At 45.5% G+C, this 20,375-nt stretch carries 20 protein-coding genes; 17 read left to right on the top strand and 3 right to left on the bottom strand.

Going from position 1 to position 20,375, the window contains the following annotated elements:
• The first annotated feature begins 2 nt into the window (after positions 1–2).
• Together tkt and gap are read left to right on the top strand one after the other, a co-directional pair.
• Entirely contained in the window at positions 3–1,994 is a 1,992-nt protein-coding gene (tkt, locus tag ICE89_RS07030; protein WP_216265385.1) for a transketolase, read from the top strand.
• A 42-nt stretch (positions 1,995–2,036) separates the two neighbouring features.
• A complete protein-coding gene (gene gap, locus ICE89_RS07025) occupies positions 2,037–3,065 on the top strand; it encodes a type I glyceraldehyde-3-phosphate dehydrogenase (protein WP_216265384.1) in 1,029 nt (342 codons plus the stop codon).
• A gap of 146 nt (positions 3,066–3,211) precedes the next feature.
• On the opposite strand, the gene fur is transcribed toward gap, so the two are convergent.
• Positions 3,212–3,664 (bottom strand): ferric iron uptake transcriptional regulator, encoded by a 453-nt coding sequence (gene fur, locus ICE89_RS07020; protein ID WP_216263481.1) that lies wholly within the window; start codon positions 3,662–3,664, stop codon positions 3,212–3,214.
• A gap of 49 nt (positions 3,665–3,713) precedes the next feature.
• Between fur and ICE89_RS07015 the strand changes: the two genes are divergently transcribed.
• The 10 genes from ICE89_RS07015 (at position 3,714) to hemL (ending at position 14,501) form a co-directional block, all read left to right on the top strand.
• Positions 3,714–4,430: an outer membrane protein assembly factor BamE gene (locus ICE89_RS07015; protein WP_216263415.1), complete on the top strand. Its 717-nt coding sequence runs from the start codon at positions 3,714–3,716 to the stop codon at positions 4,428–4,430.
• A 68-nt stretch (positions 4,431–4,498) separates the two neighbouring features.
• Entirely contained in the window at positions 4,499–5,299 is an 801-nt protein-coding gene (dapB, locus tag ICE89_RS07010) for a 4-hydroxy-tetrahydrodipicolinate reductase (RefSeq protein ID WP_216263482.1), read from the top strand.
• Positions 5,300–5,341: 42 nt separating this feature from the next.
• Positions 5,342–8,014 carry a leucine--tRNA ligase gene (gene leuS / locus ICE89_RS07005; RefSeq protein ID WP_216265383.1) on the top strand — a complete coding sequence of 891 codons (2,673 nt, stop codon included), beginning with the start codon at positions 5,342–5,344 and terminating at the stop codon, positions 8,012–8,014.
• Positions 8,015–8,030: 16 nt separating this feature from the next.
• The gene (lptE, locus tag ICE89_RS07000; RefSeq protein ID WP_216265382.1) at positions 8,031–8,591 is read left to right on the top strand and encodes an LPS assembly lipoprotein LptE; all 561 of its coding nucleotides are present in this window, start codon (positions 8,031–8,033) and stop codon (positions 8,589–8,591) included.
• Positions 8,592–8,614: 23 nt separating this feature from the next.
• Positions 8,615–9,676, top strand: coding sequence for a DNA polymerase III subunit delta (gene holA, locus ICE89_RS06995; protein WP_216265381.1), 1,062 nt, complete (start codon positions 8,615–8,617; stop codon positions 9,674–9,676).
• Positions 9,677–9,694: 18 nt separating this feature from the next.
• A complete protein-coding gene (locus ICE89_RS06990; protein ID WP_216265380.1) occupies positions 9,695–10,972 on the top strand; it encodes a glutamate-5-semialdehyde dehydrogenase in 1,278 nt (425 codons plus the stop codon).
• 29 nt (positions 10,973–11,001) lie between these two features.
• Positions 11,002–11,427 carry a CopD family protein gene (locus tag ICE89_RS06985; protein ID WP_216265379.1) on the top strand — a complete coding sequence of 142 codons (426 nt, stop codon included), beginning with the start codon at positions 11,002–11,004 and terminating at the stop codon, positions 11,425–11,427.
• A gap of 69 nt (positions 11,428–11,496) precedes the next feature.
• On the top strand, positions 11,497–12,933 hold the full coding sequence (locus ICE89_RS06980) for a class I SAM-dependent RNA methyltransferase (RefSeq protein WP_216265378.1): 1,437 nt from the start codon (positions 11,497–11,499) through the stop codon (positions 12,931–12,933).
• A gap of 82 nt (positions 12,934–13,015) precedes the next feature.
• Positions 13,016–13,186, top strand: coding sequence for a rubredoxin (locus ICE89_RS06975; RefSeq protein ID WP_071464595.1), 171 nt, complete (start codon positions 13,016–13,018; stop codon positions 13,184–13,186).
• 13 nt (positions 13,187–13,199) lie between these two features.
• Complete coding sequence (gene hemL, locus ICE89_RS06970; protein WP_216265377.1) at positions 13,200–14,501, top strand: glutamate-1-semialdehyde 2,1-aminomutase; 1,302 nt, start codon at positions 13,200–13,202, stop codon at positions 14,499–14,501.
• Positions 14,502–14,536: 35 nt separating this feature from the next.
• Here the strand turns inward: hemL and ICE89_RS06965 are convergent, their stop codons facing one another.
• A complete protein-coding gene (locus ICE89_RS06965) occupies positions 14,537–15,376 on the bottom strand; it encodes a symmetrical bis(5'-nucleosyl)-tetraphosphatase (protein ID WP_216265376.1) in 840 nt (279 codons plus the stop codon).
• 46 nt (positions 15,377–15,422) lie between these two features.
• A complete protein-coding gene (locus ICE89_RS06960; RefSeq protein ID WP_216265375.1) occupies positions 15,423–16,898 on the bottom strand; it encodes a deoxyribodipyrimidine photo-lyase in 1,476 nt (491 codons plus the stop codon).
• Positions 16,899–16,974: 76 nt separating this feature from the next.
• Here ICE89_RS06960 and ICE89_RS06955 point away from each other — a divergent pair, with 76 nt between their 5' ends.
• The 5 genes from ICE89_RS06955 (at position 16,975) to ICE89_RS06935 (ending at position 20,371) form a co-directional block, all read left to right on the top strand.
• Entirely contained in the window at positions 16,975–17,784 is an 810-nt protein-coding gene (locus ICE89_RS06955) for a YdcF family protein (protein ID WP_216265374.1), read from the top strand.
• Between the two features lie 126 nt (positions 17,785–17,910).
• Entirely contained in the window at positions 17,911–18,450 is a 540-nt protein-coding gene (locus ICE89_RS06950) for a YqgE/AlgH family protein (protein WP_255558777.1), read from the top strand.
• On the top strand, positions 18,443–18,856 hold the full coding sequence (gene ruvX / locus ICE89_RS06945) for a Holliday junction resolvase RuvX (protein WP_216265372.1): 414 nt from the start codon (positions 18,443–18,445) through the stop codon (positions 18,854–18,856). Before ICE89_RS06950 ends, ruvX begins: the two co-directional genes overlap by 8 nt.
• A 55-nt stretch (positions 18,857–18,911) precedes the next feature.
• The gene (pyrR, locus tag ICE89_RS06940; protein ID WP_216265371.1) at positions 18,912–19,415 is read left to right on the top strand and encodes a bifunctional pyr operon transcriptional regulator/uracil phosphoribosyltransferase PyrR; all 504 of its coding nucleotides are present in this window, start codon (positions 18,912–18,914) and stop codon (positions 19,413–19,415) included.
• Positions 19,412–20,371, top strand: coding sequence for an aspartate carbamoyltransferase catalytic subunit (locus tag ICE89_RS06935; protein WP_216265370.1), 960 nt, complete (start codon positions 19,412–19,414; stop codon positions 20,369–20,371). Before pyrR ends, ICE89_RS06935 begins: the two co-directional genes overlap by 4 nt.
• Positions 20,372–20,375: the final 4 nt, after the last annotated feature.

Below are 20,375 nucleotides of genomic sequence, written 5' to 3'. Positions count from 1 at the left end.
CGATGTCAAATCTTCAAATTCGTATGGCCAATGCCATTCGCGCCTTATCCATGGATGCAGTACAGCAGGCAAATTCAGGTCACCCTGGCATGCCAATGGGTATGGCAGATATTGCTGTTGGTCTTTGGAATGAACATTTAAAACATAACCCAACAGATCCCCATTGGATTGATCGCGATCGTTTTGTTTTATCTAATGGCCACGGATCTATGTTGTTGTATTCACTCTTGCATCTTTCCGGTTACGACTTGCCGATTGAAGAGTTGAAAAATTTCCGTCAATTGCATAGCAAAACTCCAGGACATCCTGAGTATGGAATTACTCCTGGCGTAGAAACAACTACTGGTCCATTGGGTCAAGGAATTTCGAATGCAGTGGGAATGGCGCTTGCTGAAAAATTATTGGCAGAAGAATTTAATCGCCCTGGCTTTAATATTGTTAATCACTTCACCTATGTATTTTTAGGCGATGGCTGTTTGATGGAGGGCATTAGCCATGAAGTATGTTCTTTGGCTGGCACACTCAAACTCAATAAGCTTATTGCATTATGGGATGACAACGGCATCTCGATTGATGGCAAAGTCGTTTCTTGGTTTAACGAAGATACCCCTAAGCGTTTTGAGGCTTATGGTTGGAATGTGATTCGTGCTGTTGATGGGCATGATGCAGAAGCTGTATCTGCCGCGATTGCCAAGGCTAAAAAGAGCGATAAGCCAACCCTGATTTGCTGCAAGACCGCGATTGGTCAAGGCTCGCCAAATATGGCTGGCAGCGATAAAGTGCATGGCTCGCCATTGGGCGCGACTGAAATTGCAGCTACTCGTGTTGCATTGAATTGGCCATACGCACCATTTGAAGTTCCAAAAGATATTTATGCTGCTTGGGATTTTAAAAAGCGTGGTCAAGCAGCTGAACATGAGTGGAATAAAGAATTTCAGAAATACAAAAATAAATTTCCAGAACTTGCTGCTGAATTGCAACGTCGTATGGCAGGTGATCTATCCAAAGATTTTTCATCTACATTAAATGCGTACTTAAAAACTTGCCAAACTAAAGCAGAAACCATTGCGACTCGTAAAGCAAGTCAGAACGCGATCGAAGCTTTGGCACCTGCTTTACCAGAATTTATGGGCGGCTCTGCTGACTTAACAGGATCCAACCTCACTAATTGGTCAACCTGTAAACCTGTGCGCGGTGATCAATGGGGTAACCATATTAATTATGGTGTCCGTGAATTTGGCATGAGTGCCATCATGAACGGCATTGCCTTGCATGGTGGTTACATCCCATTTGGAGGCACATTCTTAACTTTCTCCGATTACAGTCGTAACGCTTTGCGTATGGCTGCTTTGATGAAATTGCGCAGCATTTTTGTCTTTACCCACGATTCAATCGGTTTGGGTGAGGATGGCCCAACCCATCAGTCTGTGGAGCATGTGGCTAGCTTGCGCCTCATACCGAACCTGATGGTTTGGCGTCCTTGTGACACCACAGAGACTGCTGTAGCTTGGGGCTCAGCTATTGAACGTAAAAATGGACCTAGCGCCCTGATCTTTAGTCGTCAGAATTGTCCATTTGTATCTCGTACCCCTGCGCAAATTAAAGAAATCGCACGTGGTGGTTATGTTTTGCGTGATCCATCTGGCAAGATTGATGCAGTCATTATTGCGACTGGTTCTGAAATTGCACTTGCATTACAAACTGCGCAGCAGTTAGAAAAAGAAGGCTTCGGTATTCGAGTGGTCTCGATACCTTCAACCACTGTCTTTGATCAACAAGATTCTGACTACAAAGCAAAAGTATTGTCTGCGAATATTCCGCGCATTGCAGTTGAAGCGGGCGTGAGCGATTTTTGGTGGAAGTATGGTTGTGCAGCAGTTCATGGCGTAGATACCTTTGGTGAATCAGCGCCGGCACCAGTGTTGTATGAATATTTTGGCCTAACGGCTGATCAGATTGCGAAGACAGTTAAACAATGCGTCGCAAAGAAATAATTCACGGTACAAAGTAAATTCAATATTAGTAAGGGGAAATAAATGACAATTCGTGTCGCAATTAATGGTTATGGGCGTATTGGCCGCATGGTATTGCGTGCTTTGTATGAAGATCAAGTAAACGGTAAGCCGCGTCGTGATATCCAGATCGTCGCAATTAATGCGATGGGTGATATTGCAATTAATGCCCACCTCACAAAATATGACTCTGCGCACGGCCGCTTCCCAGCAGACGTTTCTGTTGATGGTGATTGCATGGTGGTCAATGGCGACCGTATCAAAATGTTCTGCACACGTAATCCCGCAGAAACCCCATGGGGTGAGTTGGGCGTTGATTTAGTTTTGGAATGTACTGGTAAGTTCACTTCAAAAGAAAAGGCCATGATTCATATTGAGCAGGGCGCGAAGAAAGTATTGATTTCTGCTCCTGGCGAAAAAGATGTAGACGCAACTATTGTGTACGGCGTAAACCAGAATGTATTGAAGCCAGGCGATGTGGTTGTATCTAATGCCAGTTGCACAACAAACTGTTTGGCTCCATTAGTTAAACCGCTCTTAGAAAAGATTGGTATTGAATCTGGTTTGATGACTACGATTCATGCATTTACTAATGACCAAGTATTAACAGATGTGTATCACAAGGATATGCGTCGTGCACGTTCTGCTGTTACCAGCATGATTCCAACGAAGACTGGTGCCGCTAAGGCGGTTGGTTTAGTTCTGCCAGCTTTGGCAGGTCGCTTTGATGGTTTCGCGATGCGCGTACCAGTGATTAACGTGTCTGTTGTCGACCTCACTTTTGCTGCTAGTCGCGCCACCAGCGTTGACGAAGTGAATGCCATTCTCAAGACTGCTAGCGAAGGTGATCTCAAAGGTATTTTGGGCTTCAATACTTTGCCATTGGTATCCATCGACTTTAACCATGACCCACGCCCAAGTATTTATGACGCCTCCCAAACTCGCGTCTCTGCAGACGGCAAGTTGGTCAAAGTACTAGCTTGGTATGACAACGAATGGGGTTATTCAGTGCAGATGCTCAATGCTGCTGAAGCATTAATGGCTGTCAAGTAAGAAAAAATAGATGAGAGTAGTTAAGAGTGCTTAAAAGTTGTTAAAAAACGCTTAAATCTTCTTTTTAGGCTTCATTTTGTAAAAAAGACCTCAATTTGAGGTCTTTTTTGCTTCTATAGTGCTGAAAACTGCTTATTTTGGCTGTTTTATTTAGCTTGTTTGTTGCGGCAATTTTTCTTCAGGCACTGGCCATACATGGCCAAAGAATGCTCTTGGAGCTTAAAACCCAGGTTTTTGGCAATATCGCGCTGCCTTTTTTCAATGGCTTCGTCCACAAATTCCTCTACATGCCCACAATCAATGCAAACCAGATGGTCATGGTGTTGGCCCTCATTCAATTCATAGATGGCTCTGCTGTCACCCTTACTGGATTCAAAATGGCTTCGCAATAGGAGGCCAGCCCGCTCAAATTGGGTGAGTACCCGGTAAACCGTTGCCAAGCCTATCTCTTTGTCTTCTTTGGCTAAGGCCATGAAGACATCTTCGGCGCTAAAGTGGGTTCCGCCGTTTTGATGAAAAAAATCGAGGATTTTCATCCTTGGGCCGGTAGCTTTTAGGCCAATATCGCGTAAATCTTCAGGACTAGGGTTTTGGGTCATATTTATGGCATTGGGAGCTAAAATCAATGTCTTAATGATACGGCCAGCCATGCAAAATTGCCTTGAACTTTTTACCCGCTTTTTGAACCCGTTTTTGAAGGGTGTTTATTCCCCTGCCCGATTGGGGCTGGTCTCCCTGGCCCTATTGGGATTGATGGGGGTGGTTGGATGCACTTCTGCCGTTGATGAAACTCAACGCGCTTGGATGAATAAGGTTTTTAGACCTTATGTTCCGGATGTTGTGCAAGGCAACTTTATTTCTAGCGAGCAGTACGCTAAGTTGCAATTGGGCATGACTCGTGAACAGGTGCGCCAAATTTTAGGTACACCATTATTGGCAAGTTATTTCCATGCGAATCGCTGGGATTATATTTTTGAATTCAAGCGCGCTGGTCAGGTCATGGGCAAAGATCGTCATGTCACAGTGTTCTTTGATGGCGACAAAGTAGTGAAGTTTGAAGGTGATGCTTTGCCTACAGAAGTTGAGATGGTTGCCGAGATTGATAACTACGCCAAAACCAAGCGTTCGTTCTGGGAAGTCATCACGGGCTCCAATAAGCCACCAGTTACCCCGCCATTGCAGCAACCTGAACTGATGGTGCCAAGTAAAACGGATAATTTAGCGGCTGGTGTAGCCATACCGCCAGCTAAAACTGGCAGTTCATTCTGGGACTATTTTAGTTTTTCTAAAAAGGATCCAAATGTTCAGTCTGAGCCATTGGGGCCTGGCGCTCTTAATGTTCCGCAGGCTAGTGAAGCCAAGTAGAAATTACTTATGTGTTGATGCTGAAGTCAGTTTCTTCAGCCACTTTTAATCAGAAGCGAAGAAAAATGATGAAGATTGCAATAGCAGGCGCAACAGGCCGTATGGGTAAGATGTTGATTGAGGCTGTTCTCAATACAACTGATGCGCAGTTGGTTGGTGCGCTTGAACATAATGCTTGCCCACAGTTGGGTGAAGATGCTGGCGCCTTCTTGGGTAAAAAAACTGGCGTGCTCATTTCCTCTGATGTTGCCCAGGTTTTAGCTAATGCACAATTCTTAATTGACTTCACTAGGCCTGAAGGCACTATGGCCCATTTGGCTTTTGCGGAAAAGGCCGGCACCAAAATGATTATCGGTACAACAGGCCTAACTACCGATCAAATTGCTAGCTTGAAAAAAGCGTCGGCAAAGTTAGCGATCGTTTTTGCGCCAAACATGAGTGTGGGTGTGAATGCGACTTTTAAGTTACTAGAGATCGCTGCAAAGATGCTCAATCAAGGTTATGACATTGAGATTATTGAGGCTCATCATAAGCATAAGGTGGATGCTCCTTCTGGTACTGCACTCAAGATGGGTGAAGTGATTGCGGATGCTTTAGGTGAAAAGCTCGATGACGTTGCCGTGTTTGCACGTGAAGGTCATACCGGTGAACGTAAAGAAGGCTCTATTGGTTTTGCAACGATTCGCGGTGGCGATATTGTTGGTGACCATACTGTTTTATTTGCTGGTGATGGCGAGCGTATTGAAATTAGTCATAAATCTTCAAGCCGTCAGTCCTATGCGCAAGGTTCATTGCGTGCAGCCCGTTTCTTGCAAAACCAAAGTGCAGGTTTATTCGACATGCAAGATGTTCTTGGCTTACGTAAATAATTAGTCAATCAATCAAAAATAGAAGAAAAGAGTTGTTGAAGAATGAGTAAGGATTACGACTACCGCAGTATTGAAGCGGCAGCGCAAGCTGATTGGGAAAGTGCGCAAGTCTATCAAGTAGCCGAGAACGCAGTGGATGCGCAGGGTAAGCAGAAGCCAAAGTATTACGCCTGCTCAATGTTGCCTTATCCATCTGGCAAGCTCCACATGGGGCACGTACGCAACTACACCATTAACGATGTGATGGCACGTCAGCTCCGCATGCAAGGCTATAACGTTCTCATGCCTATGGGTTGGGATGCCTTTGGTATGCCGGCTGAAAATGCAGCGATACAAAATAAAGTTCCCCCCGCTAAATGGACCTACGACAACATTGCTTATATGAAAAAGCAAATGGCTGCTATGGGTTTAGCAATCGATTGGTCACGTGAAGTTGCTACCTGTAGCCCTAACTATTATCGTTGGAACCAGTGGCTATTTTTAAAGATGCTCGAAAAGGGTATCGCTTATCGCAAAACACAAGTGGTGAATTGGGATCCAATTGATCAAACCGTATTAGCAAATGAGCAAGTGATTGATGGTCGTGGCTGGCGCTCTGGCGCTTTAGTAGAGAAGCGTGAGATTCCTGGTTACTACTTCAATATCACTGCTTATGCAGAACCATTACTCTCTGGTTTAGATGGCTTAGGCTGGCCTGAGCGCGTCAAGACCATGCAGCAAAACTGGATCGGCAAGAGCCGCGGCGTGCGTTTTGCTTTTAAGCATGACATTGCTGATGATCACGGTAACTTTATTCAAGACGGTCTTTTGTATGTGTTCACTACGCGCGCAGACACCATCATGGGTGTTACCTTCTGCGCAGTAGCAGCGGAGCATCCATTGGCTGCCAAGGCAGCTGCTAACAATCCAGAGCTCGCCGCATTTATTGAGAAATGCAAAACAGGTAGCGTGATCGAGGCTGATTTAGCTACTCAAGAAAAAGAGGGGATGTTTACTGGCTTGTATGTCACGCATCCCTTGACTCATGAGCCAGTACCTGTTTGGGTTGGTAATTACGTATTAATGTCTTATGGCGATGGTGCGGTAATGGGGGTGCCAGCTCACGATGAGCGCGACTTTGCTTTTGCGCTGAAGTATGAGTTGCCAATTAAGCAAGTAATTGCCCTCAATGGCGACTCGCCAATGTTTAATGCCACCCGTTGGGAAGATTGGTATGCCCAAAAAGAAGGTGTAGTTTGTTTTAACAGTGCTCAGTTTGATGGCTTATCCCATGAAGAAGCGGTGAGCGCTGTTGCGAAAGAATTTGAAAAGCTTGGCATTGGCGAAATTAAGACTACCTATCGATTGCGGGATTGGGGTATTTCTCGTCAGCGCTATTGGGGTACGCCAATTCCGATTATTCATTGTGGCGACGAGAGCAATCCTGGCTGTGGTGCCGTACCCGTGCCGGAGGCAGACCTGCCAGTAGTATTGCCGGAAGATTGTGTACCTGACGGCAGTGGTAATCCGCTCAATAAGCGCGCTGACTTCTTGAATGTGAAGTGTCCAAAGTGCGGCAAGCCTGCGCGTCGCGAAACTGACACTATGGATACCTTTGTAGATTCCTCTTGGTATTTCATGCGCTATACCGGACCTGATGCTAAAACCATGGTTGATGAGCGCAATGAATATTGGATGCCAATGGATCAGTACATTGGCGGCATTGAGCATGCGATTTTGCATTTACTTTATGCGCGCTTCTGGACTAAGGTCATGCGCGACCTCAATCTCATAACTTTTGATGAGCCCTTTCAGAATTTGCTGACCCAAGGTATGGTCCTCAATGAGACCTATTATTCTGAAGATGCTTCGGGTAAAAAGACTTGGCTTAATCCCTTGGATGTGGAACTAGATCTTGATGAAAAGGGTCGTCCGCAAGGTGCCAAGTTGATAGGTGATGCCTCCAATACGCCCGTAATTATTGGTGGTGTTGAGAAGATGTCTAAGAGCAAGAACAATGGTGTTGATCCCCAGGCCCTGATAGATCAACATGGTGCTGATACTGCGCGTCTATTTGTGATGTTTGCTGCTCCTCCTGAGCAACAGCTAGAGTGGTCTGGCGCTGGTGTAGATGGCGCCTCTAGATTCTTGCGCCGGGTCTGGATATATTCCAGCAGTCAGGCAAATGCTTTAAGTGATGCTTCTGATGGCTTGCCTAGTAACTTTAGTGATGCCGAAAAAGAACTGCGTCGTGAAGTGCATACGATTTTGAAGCAAGCTAACTTTGACTATCAACGTCGTCAATACAACACGGTGGTTTCTGCTGCGATGAAGATGCTTAATATTCTTGAGCCTATCAAGTTGGAGCAGAATACTGCCATTAGCCCGCCAGTCTTGCGTGAATGCTTAAGTATCTTATTGCGTGTACTCTATCCAGTAGTTCCACACATGACCCATGTGTTGTGGAAAGATCTTGGTTATACAAAGACTTACGGGCCTTTGCTTGATGCTCCATGGCCTTCGGTAGATGAAGCGGCATTGGTGCAGACTGAGCTGACTTTGATGCTTCAGATTAATGGCAAGTTACGCGGTGAAATTAAAGTGCCTGCTGATTCATCAAAAGAGCAAATTGAGACTCTAGCTTTGCAAAGTGAGCCTGCCCTTAAGGCTATTAATGGTGGCAATCCTAAAAAGGTCATTGTGGTACCTGGACGACTAGTAAACATTGTTGCCTAGGGAAGATGAGAAAACTATGAAGACGGAGCACATTGCAAAGCGCGGCGTATTGCCGATTAATATAGCGCGACGTTCTACATTAGCCCTGTTTGGAGCTGCAGTAATCGGCTCAGTAACAGCTTGTGGCTTTCGTTTGAAGGGAGCGGTTGATCTGCCTTATAAGGCGCTTGCAATTACGGGCAATCCTTCGCCTCAGTTACGGGCTGATATTCAAACTGCCGTGTTGACTGGTACTGCTGTAAAGGTCGCCATTAATCCACGAGATGCAGATCTGATGTTGGATATTCTGAATGAAACTACGAATCAAGAAATCTTGGCCTTTAACGCCAATGGCCAGATTTCCGCTTATCGCTTAAATGTTCGTGTAGTTTTTAGAGCTTTTGATACAGCCGGCAACGAAGTTGTGCCTGAGTCAGAAATTTATATTACCCGAGACTTGGACTTTTCAGTCTCTACTGTTTTGGCAAACGATGCCCAGATTCAAGGATTCTTGGGCTTAATGCGTCGTGATTTAGCGATTCAAATTTTGCGTCGTGTAGCAGCTTCTGCTAATGCGCCAAAAAACAAAAGCTTCTAAATTTTGCAGACTAAATAAACCCTATGGTTAAAGTCGACACGCTACTAACTCATCTTAAGCAATCGCAGGCAGGCAATCCTTTATTACCGTTGTATGTCTTTAGTGGTGATGAGCCACTATTGATGATGGAGGCAATGGATCAACTGCGTTTGTTTGCTAAGAAGCACGGATATACCGAACGTGAAGTCTTACTTCAGGAGCGTGGTTTTGATTGGAGCGCCCTGATGAACGCAGGTCAAACCATGTCTTTGTTTGGGGATAAGCGTTGGGTCGAGTTGCGCATTCCGACCGGTAAGCCTGGGCGTGATGGCGCTGACGCTTTAAAACAATTCGCCGCTCAAATTGCTTCACAATCAGTTGCGCCTGATGGCCCGGATACCGTTGTCTGTATTGTGTTGCCTCGCTTGGATGGTAAGACTAAGACTTCTGCGTGGTTCAGTGCTTTGGACGATGCCGGTATGGCTATTCAGATAGATTCTTTGGATCGTAGCCATTTGCCACAGTGGATTGCTGGACGACTGAAGCGCCAAGATCAAGAAGTGGAGGCGGGCCCAGAAGGTCAGCGCGCACTTGAATTTATAGCTGATCAGGTAGAAGGAAATCTCATCGCTGCTCATCAAGAAATTTTGAAGTTGGGATTGCTATATCCCGTCGGAAAACTAAGCGAGGAACAAATTCGTTCTTCCATTCTGAAAGTAGCGCGCTACAACGTATTCGAATTGACTGAAGCAATGCTGGCTGGAGATCTCGCTAGGCTAAATCGTATGCTTGATGGCCTCAAAGGTGAGGGAGAGCCCCTGGTATTGATTCTGTGGAGCGTAACTGAAGAGCTTCGGATACTATCTAAATTGAAGTCTGCAAGCGACGCCGGTGAATCAGTGCAGAACTTGATGCGGGCCAACCGAATTTGGGGTAATAAAGAGCGTTTATACCCAGCGGCATTGAGAAGAGTTCAGCCCCTCAAGCTGCGAAGAGCGATGCAGGTTGCAGCAGGATTAGATCGCCAAGTAAAGGGTTTGTATGCGGCTGATTTACCTGCTGATCCATGGGATGGTTTGCGTTTAGTTGGAAATTTACTTCGTTAAGAAATAAGAGATTATGAAATGAGTTCATCCATTCAAGAAATGATGCAGGACATTGGGATGCGAGCGCGTGCCGCATCGCGTGCAATGGCGCGCGCATCAAGTGAGCAAAAGAATCGGGCTTTATTACATATTGCTGAAGCAGTTCGTCAGCAAGCGGCTGAAATACAGAAGATTAATCAAGTGGATGTAGAGCGGGCAAAAGGCAATGGGCAAGATCCTGCTTTTGTTGATCGCCTAACTATGACTCCTAAAACGATTGAAACCATGGCTTTGGGTTTAGAGCAAATTGTTTCTTTGGATGATCCAATTGGCAAAATTTCCGCATTGCAAAAGCAGGCTTCTGGCATTGAGCTGGGTCAGATGCGTGTTCCACTGGGTGTTATTGGCATTATTTATGAGTCTCGCCCAAACGTCACTATTGATGCGGCCGCCTTATGCTTAAAGTCTGGCAATGCTGTGATTTTGCGTGGTGGTTCCGAAGCAATTGATTCAAATACTTTGCTAGCCCAGATTATTCAAGAAGGTCTGGCTGCTGCTGGCTTACCTAAAGATGCTGTGCAAGTGGTGACTACTACCGATCGAAGTGCCGTCGGCGAGATGATCACCATGACCCAATTTATTGATGTGATCGTGCCTCGCGGCGGTAAGAGTTTGATTGCCCGCCTTATGGCTGAAGCGCGTGTGCCGATGATTAAGCATTTGGATGGAATTTGTCATACCTATATTGATGCTGATGCAGACATAGCAATGGCAGTGAAGGTATGTGACAACGCCAAGACTCAACGCTATGCCCCTTGCAATGCGATGGAGACCTTGTTAGTCAATCAAGAGATTGCGCAGAAAGTCTTGCCAACCCTTTGCAAGATTTATCAAGATAAAGGTGTGGAGTTACGGGTTGATGAATTGACTCGCAAAACTCTTGAGGCAAATGGTTTTCAGAATCTGGTCGATGCCAAAGTGGAAGATTGGCAAACTGAGTACTTGGCTCCCATCTTATCTATTAAGACGGTGGCCAATATCGATGAAGCAATGAATCATATTGAGCAATATGGCAGCAAACATACAGATGCCATTATTACTAATAACAAAGCGCAGGCCGATCGCTTCTTGCGTGAAGTGGACAGCGCCAGCGTGATAGTCAACGCCAGCACTCGCTTTGCAGATGGCTTTGAATATGGTTTAGGGGCTGAAATCGGTATCTCTAATGACAAATTGCATGCGCGTGGCCCTGTAGGCCTGGATGGCCTGACCTCATTGAAGTATGTGGTCATGGGTCATGGCGAGATTCGGACATAAAGTAAAAAGATAAATAGAGCAAACCACATATGAGCAATGCCTACCTCTGGGTAAAAACTTTTCACATCGTATTCATCACCTCTTGGTTCGCCGGTTTGTTTTATCTGCCCAGAATTTTTGTGAACTTGGCCGAAGAGAAAAACCCTGACGCTTATGTCCGCTTATTGGGTATGGCGGATCGCCTCTTCCGCTTTATGACTATCTTGGCTGTGCCAGCGGTGCTGCTAGGTCTTACGCTATGGCTTTACTTTGGCATTGGTGCTGGAGATAGCTGGATGCATGCCAAATTGTTCTTTGTAATTTTGGTGATTGGTTATCACCATGCCTGTTTTAGTCTACTCAAGAAGTTTCGTACAGGTGTCAATAAACGATCTGGCGTTTGGTTTCGTTGGTTTAATGAAGTCCCAGTGATCTTATTGGTAATTATTGTTGCCTTAGTATTGATTAAGCCTTAAGCCCAGCTTTTTAATACTGCTAAATACTGTTTTATTTTTTTAATCTCCCATTTATAGACTGTTAGCACCATGAGATTTTTTGTTGTTTGTCCAGGTGGCTTGGAAGTGCCGCTTGCCCAGGAGCTAGCAGAGATTGCTGGACGCCCAGAATGTAAGGCCTTGGGGACATGGGTAATTGATCCTACGCCTACAAGCCCTACTGGAGGTGTTGGCCTTGCTGCGCCAATTTCTGCTGCCATGGCACTAAACTTGCACTCCCGGATTGCGAGTCGGGTGTTATTGCAAATGGCACAAGCGCCTTATAGGCAGGAAGAGGACTTATATAAATTGGCGAGCGGCTTGGCGTGGGAGGAGTGGTTTAGCTCAAAGCAAACTTTACGAGTTGATGTGACAGCCCATCGCTCCCCATTAAAGAGCTTAAATTTTGCAACTCTCAAAATTAAAGATGCCATCGTTGACCGTTTACGTGATGTAACTGGTGACCGCCCTAGCATCGATACCGCCTTTCCGGACGTACGAGTGCAAGCCCATTTAACAGCCACTCAAATCACGATTTATTTAGATACTTCGGGTGAGGCATTATTTAAGCGGGGCTGGCGTGATGAAAAGGGCGACGCACCTCTGAAGGAAAATTTAGCAGCCGGTATCTTATCGATTACCTCTTGGAAGCCGGGTCAGACTTTATTTGATCCTATGTGCGGTAGTGGCACCTTCTTGATTGAGGCTGCGCAGATAGCATTAGGTGTTCCACCGGGCGCAATTCGTGCTGGTATGTATGGCGACGATGCCAAGCCAAGTCGATTGGCTTATCGTCCTTTAGTGACATCTGCTCATGGCTTTGGATTTCTAAGACTTAAGCCGTTTAATGAAGCTGCCGAGCAAAAACGCTGGGTAGATTTGAAAGAAGCGGCACTTGCTTTGATGTTAGAAAAGCGCAAGCAATATCCAAGTGTTGATGCTCTGAAAATATCTGGTGGTGATATCAATGAGAAATTAGTATCGATGTTCAAAGGTAATTGGCAAAGAGCCCAATTACCCGATCAGCCGGTGGTACGTCAGGTGGATGCCTTGGCTGCAAAAGCACCAGGCAATCTTAGTGAGGGTGTAATGTTATTAAATCCTCCTTATGGTGAGCGTTTGGTAATTAAAGGTGGACGCGGTCAGGATCGAGCTTCTAGTGAAGATGCTAATTACGATGACGAACCTGATAATCGTTTTGAATTGAATTTAGAGACTGGTCGTCAAAGTGCTAAGCGTTCAAGTCGTGAGTCCTTGAAGAAGCTTCAAGCTCAAGAAGAGCAGGATCCAAAGTTTGTGGAGTTTTTGCGTCAGTTTGGCCAACACCTCAAAGAAGATTTTGGTGGCTGGAATATCTTTGTGTTGACAGCAGACATGGCTTTGCCAGGCCAATTACGTATTAAAGAATCTAAGCGCACACCTTTATTTAATGGTCCTTTGGAGTGCCGATTATTCAAGTTTGAGATGCATGCAAAGCGACCGGCTTAAAGCACTCAAAAACCTTAAAATAATGGACCAATCTTAATGTAGCTAAATTCAAGCAGCAAAAAAATATTCGGAGAGCTAAGTAATGGAATTTAAAACATACATGTGTTTGATCTGTGGTTGGGTTTATGACGAAGCCGCTGGTCTGCCTGATGAAGGCATTGCACCTGGAACACTTTGGAAAGATGTTCCGATGAACTGGACTTGCCCAGAGTGCGGTGCTCGTAAAGAAGATTTTGAAATGATGGCAATTTAATTCGGAAGTCATGATGGCAAAAGTAGATCAAAACGAAGTTTTATTTGAGCGTGCACAAAAGACGATTCCTGGGGGCGTCAACTCTCCAGTGCGAGCATTTCGTCAGGTGGGCGGAACCCCCCGTTTTGTTACCAGAGCCCAAGGCCCTTATTTCTGGGATGCCAATGATCAGCGTTATATCGATTTAATTATGTCTTGGGGACCAATGATTGCGGGCCACGCCAATCCTGAGGTGGTGGCTGCGGTTCAGAAAGCCGCTGAGACCAGCTTTAGTTATGGTGCCCCGACTGAAGGCGAGATTGAATTAGCTGAGCGTATCTGTGCACTTATGCCGAGCGTCGAACAGGTACGTATGGTTTCTAGTGGAACTGAAGCAACGATGAGTGCTTTGCGTCTGGCTCGTGGTTACACTGGTCGTGACTTGATCATTAAGTTTGAGGGCTGCTATCACGGCCATGCCGATAGTCTCTTGGTCAAAGCAGGTTCGGGCTTACTTACCTTTGCAGACTCTACCCAAAATGCACCTTCTTCTGGTGGCGTTCCGCAGGATTTGGTGAAGCACACCTTAGTTCTGCCGTATAACGATGTGGCAGCAATTGAGGAAGTCTTTAAAAAGCAGGGAGATCAGATCGCTGCCGTGATCTTGGAGCCGATTGCCGGCAATATGAATCTCATTCAGCCTTCAAAAGAATTTTTATCGACTATTCGAAGTTTGACGAGTAAGCATGGCAGCGTCTTAATCTACGACGAAGTGATGACTGGTTTTAGAGTCGCCTTAGGTGGCGCTCAGTCCTTGCAGGGCATAACCCCTGATCTCACTTGCCTTGGCAAGGTTATGGGCGGCGGCATGCCTATGGCGGCGTTTGGTGGCAAGAAAGAGATCATGAATAAGCTTGCCCCTTTGGGGAATGTTTATCAGGCGGGCACTTTATCCGGTAATCCGGTAGCAGTTGCTGCAGGATTAAAGACTTTGGAGATTATTTCTCGCGACGGTTTCTACGAATGCTTGACTGGCCAAACAGAAAAGTTAATGGCAGGCTTAAAACAAGCTGCAGATAAGGTCAATGTTCCTTTTGCTGTGGATAGTATTGGTGGTATGTTTGGCTTTTACTTTGCCGATCAAGTGCCAACTACCTACGAGGCGGTTACCAAAACTAATATTGAGTCTTTTAAGAAATTCTTTCATCTGATGTTAGATGAGGGAGTTTATCTGGCACCTTCAGCTTATGAGGCTGGATTTACTTCAATAGCGCACGACAATGCAGTAGTTGACGCCATTATTGCTGCTGCAGAGAAATCCTTTAAAAAGCTTTGAGCTTTAAGTATTAAATAATCAAGATTTCTGATTGTTTACATTCTGAGTGGGTGGTCGTAACCGCTGACTTGAATAAGTTCCAGATTTTTAGAGTCTTTATTTGAGTTGGAGATTTCAAGGGCAGAGAGCTTACCGCCCCACACACAACCAGTATCAAGGCCAATCACATTATCTTGGCGCAATAAGCCCAGGGTTGACCAATGGCCGAAGTAGGTAAGAATGTTTTGAGTCTTCCTATTTGGGACTGTGAACCAGGGGATATAACCTTTAGGACCTTGCTCTAAGCCTTCTTTGCTTGCAAATTCCATTTTTCCAGTTGGTGTGCAAAAACGCATTCTAGTTAGGGTGTTGGTAATCACACGAAGGCGTTCATAACCTTTCAGTGAGTTGCTCCACTGATTTGGCGTATTGCCATACATATTGGCTAGAAAATCTTTATAGGATTTGCCACGTAAAGTTTTTTCCACTTCTTGTGCGCATTCAATCGTTTGCTGAAGATCCCATTGGGGTAGCACTCCTGCATGAACCGTTAGTACTTTGCCATTACTCAAGGCCAAGGGTCGATTGCGAATCCAAGCAATCAGTTCTTTGCGATCTGGCGCTGACAGTATTGGTTCAATAGTGTCTAAGCCCTTAGATTTTCGAAGACCTGCGTCGATAGCCAGGAGATGTAGATCATGGTTACCCAAGATACATTCGGCGCGACCTGATTCTTGTAGGGCTTTCAGTTGACGTAAAGCTCCGAGTGAGTCTGGACCGCGATTGACGAGATCTCCTAAAAAAATCATCTTCGATTTTTTAGGAAGCTTCTTGACTAGGGCTTTGAGAGAGGGCGCACAGCCCTGTAAATCGCCTACGGCGTAGATCTTGCTCATGCTCTATCTTAAATCGGAACTGTGATTAGGGCTCTAATGATTCTATTTATTGAGCGACTTTTTTAACCACGCTATAACGCACTAAGGTATTTTTGCGCGCTTCATCGTGATCCACTACTGGAAGTGGATAGTCTCGTCCGATTACTATCCCGGCAGCCTCCAGCTCAATATGGCCAGCTTTCCAGGGGGCGTGAATAGACTTTTTGGAGAGCTTTTCCAATTGAGGCAGGTAGCGTTTAATAAATTTACCTTCTGGATCAAATTTTTCTGACTGGGTGATGGGGTTAAAGATACGGAAGTAGGGTTGGGCATCACATCCTGAGGAAGAAGCCCACTGCCATCCGCCGTTATTGGAAGAAAGCTCAAAATCGTTGAGATGTTCAGCAAAGTAGGCTTCGCCCCAGCGCCAATCAATTCCCAAATCTTTAGTCAGAAAGCTTGCTACCACCATACGTAAACGGTTATGCATATAGCCACTTTTGTTGAGTTGGTGCATAGCGGCATCAACTAAAGGGTAGCCTGTTTTACCTTCGCACCAAGCGGCAAATAGCTTCTTTGCTTTAGAGCCAGATTCCCAAACGATGTTGTCATAGTCCGGCTTAAAAGATGCTCCTGTGGCTAAGCGAGGATGATTAGCCAGAATCATGAAATAAAAATCACGCCAAATCAGTTCGCTTAACCAAATGGTTGCACCCATGCTACCAGCCAACATACGACGATGGGCTTCACGTACCAAGCCTCTGATAGAGAGCATGCCAAAGCGTAAATACGTGGAGAGGTAGCTGACGCCTTTAATTGCTGGGAAGTCTCTACCGATTTGGTATTGATCAATGCGGGGCAGGAAGTCTTCTAAAAAAGCCTGACCACCCTCAGAGCCAGGCGGTAGATAGCTTTCAATGCCGGTGGGGCAAAATCCCATCGACTCTAGTGAGGGCAGTATTTGATCTAATTTTTTTGGTAAGGCACCTAATTGTCCAGGTTTTGGGTTGCACTCATATGCAGCAAGATCCTTTTCTTGGAGAGTCTTGAGCCAGTTATTTTTATAAGGCGTAAAGATTGAAAAGACTGTGTTTGAGTTTGTGAGAATTTCTTTCTTCTCAAAAATGACTTGGTCTTTAAAACTCTCGAAATGAATTCCCAACTTTTCTAGGGATGCTTTTATAGCTTCATCCCTCTCAATCGCTGAAGGTTCGTAGTCATGGTTTGTAAAGACGGTTTCGACACCCAGCTCTTTGGCAATTTCAGGAATGCATTCAGTGGGTTTTCCGAAGCGCACGATGAGTCCGCCACCTTGCTTGCGAAGCTCATCATCAATTTGCTTTATGCCCTGCCAGATGAAATCCACGCGGCGGTCATGCTTGAGCCCGTTGGCATCTAAATCACCTTTCAATAAAGGCTTGAGAATATTGGTATCGAAAATGAAAGTAAGCCAAACTTGGCGACATTCTTTGAGGGCGTGGTGAAGTGCGGCATTGTCATAGAGGCGGAGGTCACGGCGGAGCCATACGAGAGCTTTTTGCATAGCCTCTATATTAGGGCTTATTCAGGGTAAATGCAGGCGGCTGGGCAGGTAAGACAGGTTAAGATCCTAAGGAATTATGGATACGATCTTTTTTATTCTCTCGAAGGTAGTGCAATTTTGCATTGAGCCGCTTAATTGGGTGCCCATTTTTGTATTGCTGGCGCTCTTCTTTTTGTACTTACGAAAACCGCATCTCTGCAAAAGATTTTTGGTGCTGGCTTTGGTAGATCTTGCTCTGGTGGGTTGGCTGCCTATATCTGAAGTGTTTCTTAGGGCGCTTGAAAATGCTGTGACAAACACTGAGATTTCAAAATCATCCAATAATGAATTAGGCGGCATCATTATTCTGGGTGGCGCAATTGATGGAGGGGGGATAGCCGTTGACCGTGGCGAGATTTCAATCTACTCATCTGCCGAAAGAGTGACTAAGGCGTTTGAGATGATCCGCAAGAATCCTGATTTGCCTTTTGTCTACAGTGGATTCTCGGGGCGAATTACTCCCAAGGGAATCTCTGAGGCAGATGCATTTAAGCGGCTGATTCAAGAGCAGGGCTTAAGTGAGCAAAACGCACATTACGAAAATCAGTCTCGCAATACCTATGAAAATGTGCTTCATATGAAGCCAATGATTGAGGAGTTTGGCTTAAAAACAGAATCAGGGGAGCTTAAGCCATGGCTTCTAATTACTTCCGCTAGCCATATGTACCGCTCTACCAAGATTTTCCAAAAACAGGGTTTAGAAGTGCTTCCAATGTTGGTCGATTATCAAACGGCTAATAGCCTTCAGTGGACGATGTTTGACTTGGTAGATGGTGCTCACAACTGGAACATCCTGGTTCATGAAATAGTTGGCCTTTTTGCTTACTGGATTACCGGAAAAATCTAGATATTCTGTAAAATAAGCCTTATGACTTCTGCTAAAAAAGCACCCCCTGCTTCAGAACGCGCTTCTGTATCAGAGTCATCCATTTCTTTTTCTGCAGATCATCTTGCCAATCAGTTCCTCATTGCGATGCCTGGTATGGTGGACCCCAATTTTGCTGGTTCGGTAATCTATCTCTTTGAGCATACCGAGAGGGGTGCGATGGGTTTGGTCATCAATCGACCTACCGAGGTTGATTTGCAAACTCTCTTTGACAAGATTGAGTTGAAATTAGAAATTGCTCCATTATTAAAGCAGCCAGTATATTTTGGTGGCCCCGTTCAGATCGAGCGCGGCTTTGTTTTACATGAGTCTGATTCACTATCACCTTATAGCTCCTCATTAATCATTCCAGGCGGCTTGACGATGACTACTTCAAAGGACGTCCTTGAGGCGGTTGCTGCAGGCAAAGGCCCGCAACATTTTTTGATGACTTTGGGTTATGCCGGATGGGGTGCTGGTCAGCTCGAGGAAGAAATCACTCTGAATGGCTGGATGAATGTGCCTCTGGCATGCGAACAAATGATTGAGATTATTTTCAATACGCCATCAAGTCAGCGTTACGAAAAATCTGTAAGTCACTTAGGATTTGATTTGTCTCATCTGTCAGGAGAGGCTGGGCATGCATGACGCGTTGACGGTGATGGCATTTGATTATGGAACGCGAAGAGTGGGTGTGGCTGTCGGAAACTCTGTTACAAAAGCAGGCCAAGCCTTGAAGACCATTACAGCGCCAAGTAGCGATGTTCTTTTTCAGACGATTGAAAAGCTTTTGAAAGAGTGGCAGCCAAATCAATTGGTGGTTGGTAGGCCGGTGCACCCAGATGGTAGCTCTCATGCGATGACTGCAAAGGCAGTCCGCTTCGGCAATCAGTTGCATGGCCGCTTCCAGTTGCCGGTTTCCTGGGTGGATGAGCGCTATACCTCAGCAGTTTTGGAAGGGGACTCCAAGATGCACGACAATCTAGACTCGCACTCTGCAGCGCTCATTTTGGAGCAGTATTTTGCAGAACAAAGCGTGAAGCCCCTCAGTTAGATTAAGTTAAACACCAGAAAAAGAAATAGATCTCATATAAAGCCCGGACTAAAGAATGAATGCAGAACAGTTATACGAAAAATTACTAGAGAACTTGCGCAAGAGAGTGCAAGCGGGTTCTTTTGAGCTTGCTGGGCTTGCTATGGGTGGTGCATGGATTGCAGAGCGGCTCGCTCATGATTTAAGGCTTCCACACTTTGGGATTATTAATGTCGCTTTTCATCGAGATGACTATGCGGAGAAGGGTATGACTGCCTTGCGTACCGCTAGCACCATGACGACGCATTTACCTTTTGATGTAAGCGGTGCCAATGTCATTTTGATTGATGATGTGCTACTTACTGGAAGGACTGTTCGAGCAGCTTTGAACGAGTTATTTGATTTTGGAAGACCGGCTCAAGTTGAACTCATGGTCCTTGCTGATAGAGGAAACCGTGAATTACCAGTAACTGCCAATTTTGTTGGTGAGCAGGTGCAGGTTCCAGAAAACCAAATTCTGGTTTTAGAAAAAGATACCGCTGGCAAGTTCAGCTTTCAGCTAGAGGAGCGTGAGCAATGAATCAGCTAGTGAATCAATTTAATGCGGCCGGAGAATTAACGCACCTTCTGACTCTAGAGGGCCTCCCAAAAGAGCAGATTCTCCATATTTTGGATACTGCGCAACAGTTTGTGAGTGTCACCGATCCTTCTCGTGAGGTGAAGAAGGTTCCTCTATTGCGTGGCAAGAGCGTATTTAACTTGTTCTTTGAGAACTCCACACGTACTAGAACGACTTTCGAGATTGCTGCTAAACGCTTGTCGGCGGATGTGATTAATTTAGATATTTCAACATCATCTACCGCTAAGGGTGAGAGCTTACTCGATACCATTGATAATTTAGTAGCAATGCAGGCTGATATTTTTGTTGTGCGTCATAGCGTATCTAAAGCTCCAATTGAAATCGCGAATCACGTACCCTCACATGTGCATGTCGTGAATGCAGGTGATGGAAGCCATCAACATCCAACGCAAGGATTGTTGGATATGTATACGATGCGTCACTTTAAGCAAACCTTTAAAGGTTTGAAGGTGGCGATTGTGGGCGACATTGTTCATAGCCGTGTTGCTAAATCAAATATCCACGCGCTCACGACTTTGGGTTGTGAAGATATTCGTGCCATTGGTCCAGAAAGCTTGCTTCCAAGCGATCTAGACATGTTGGGCGTCAAAGTCTTCCATAGCATGGAAGAAGGCTTAAAGGATGTAGATGTTGTAATGACTCTGCGCATTCAAAAGGAGCGCATGGAAGTTGGACAGGTTCCTGAAGGCGATGCTTTCTTTCAGCAGTATGGCTTAAACCCCGGTCGTTTAGCTTTAGCCAAATCCAATGCCATCGTAATGCACCCAGGCCCCATGAATCGTGGTGTAGAAATTGACTCAGTTGTTGCTGATGGTCCACAGTCAGTTATTTTGAATCAAGTCACCTTTGGTATTGCAGTGCGGATGGCTGTGATGTCGATTGTTGCGAGTAACTAACTAG

This window comes from Polynucleobacter sp. AP-Kaivos-20-H2 (assembly GCF_018882215.1).
In the GTDB taxonomy this organism is placed as follows: Bacteria; Pseudomonadota; Gammaproteobacteria; order Burkholderiales; family Burkholderiaceae; genus Polynucleobacter.
Note: the sequence above shows the minus strand (reverse complement) of the source record. Positions and strands in the feature narration are given on the sequence as shown.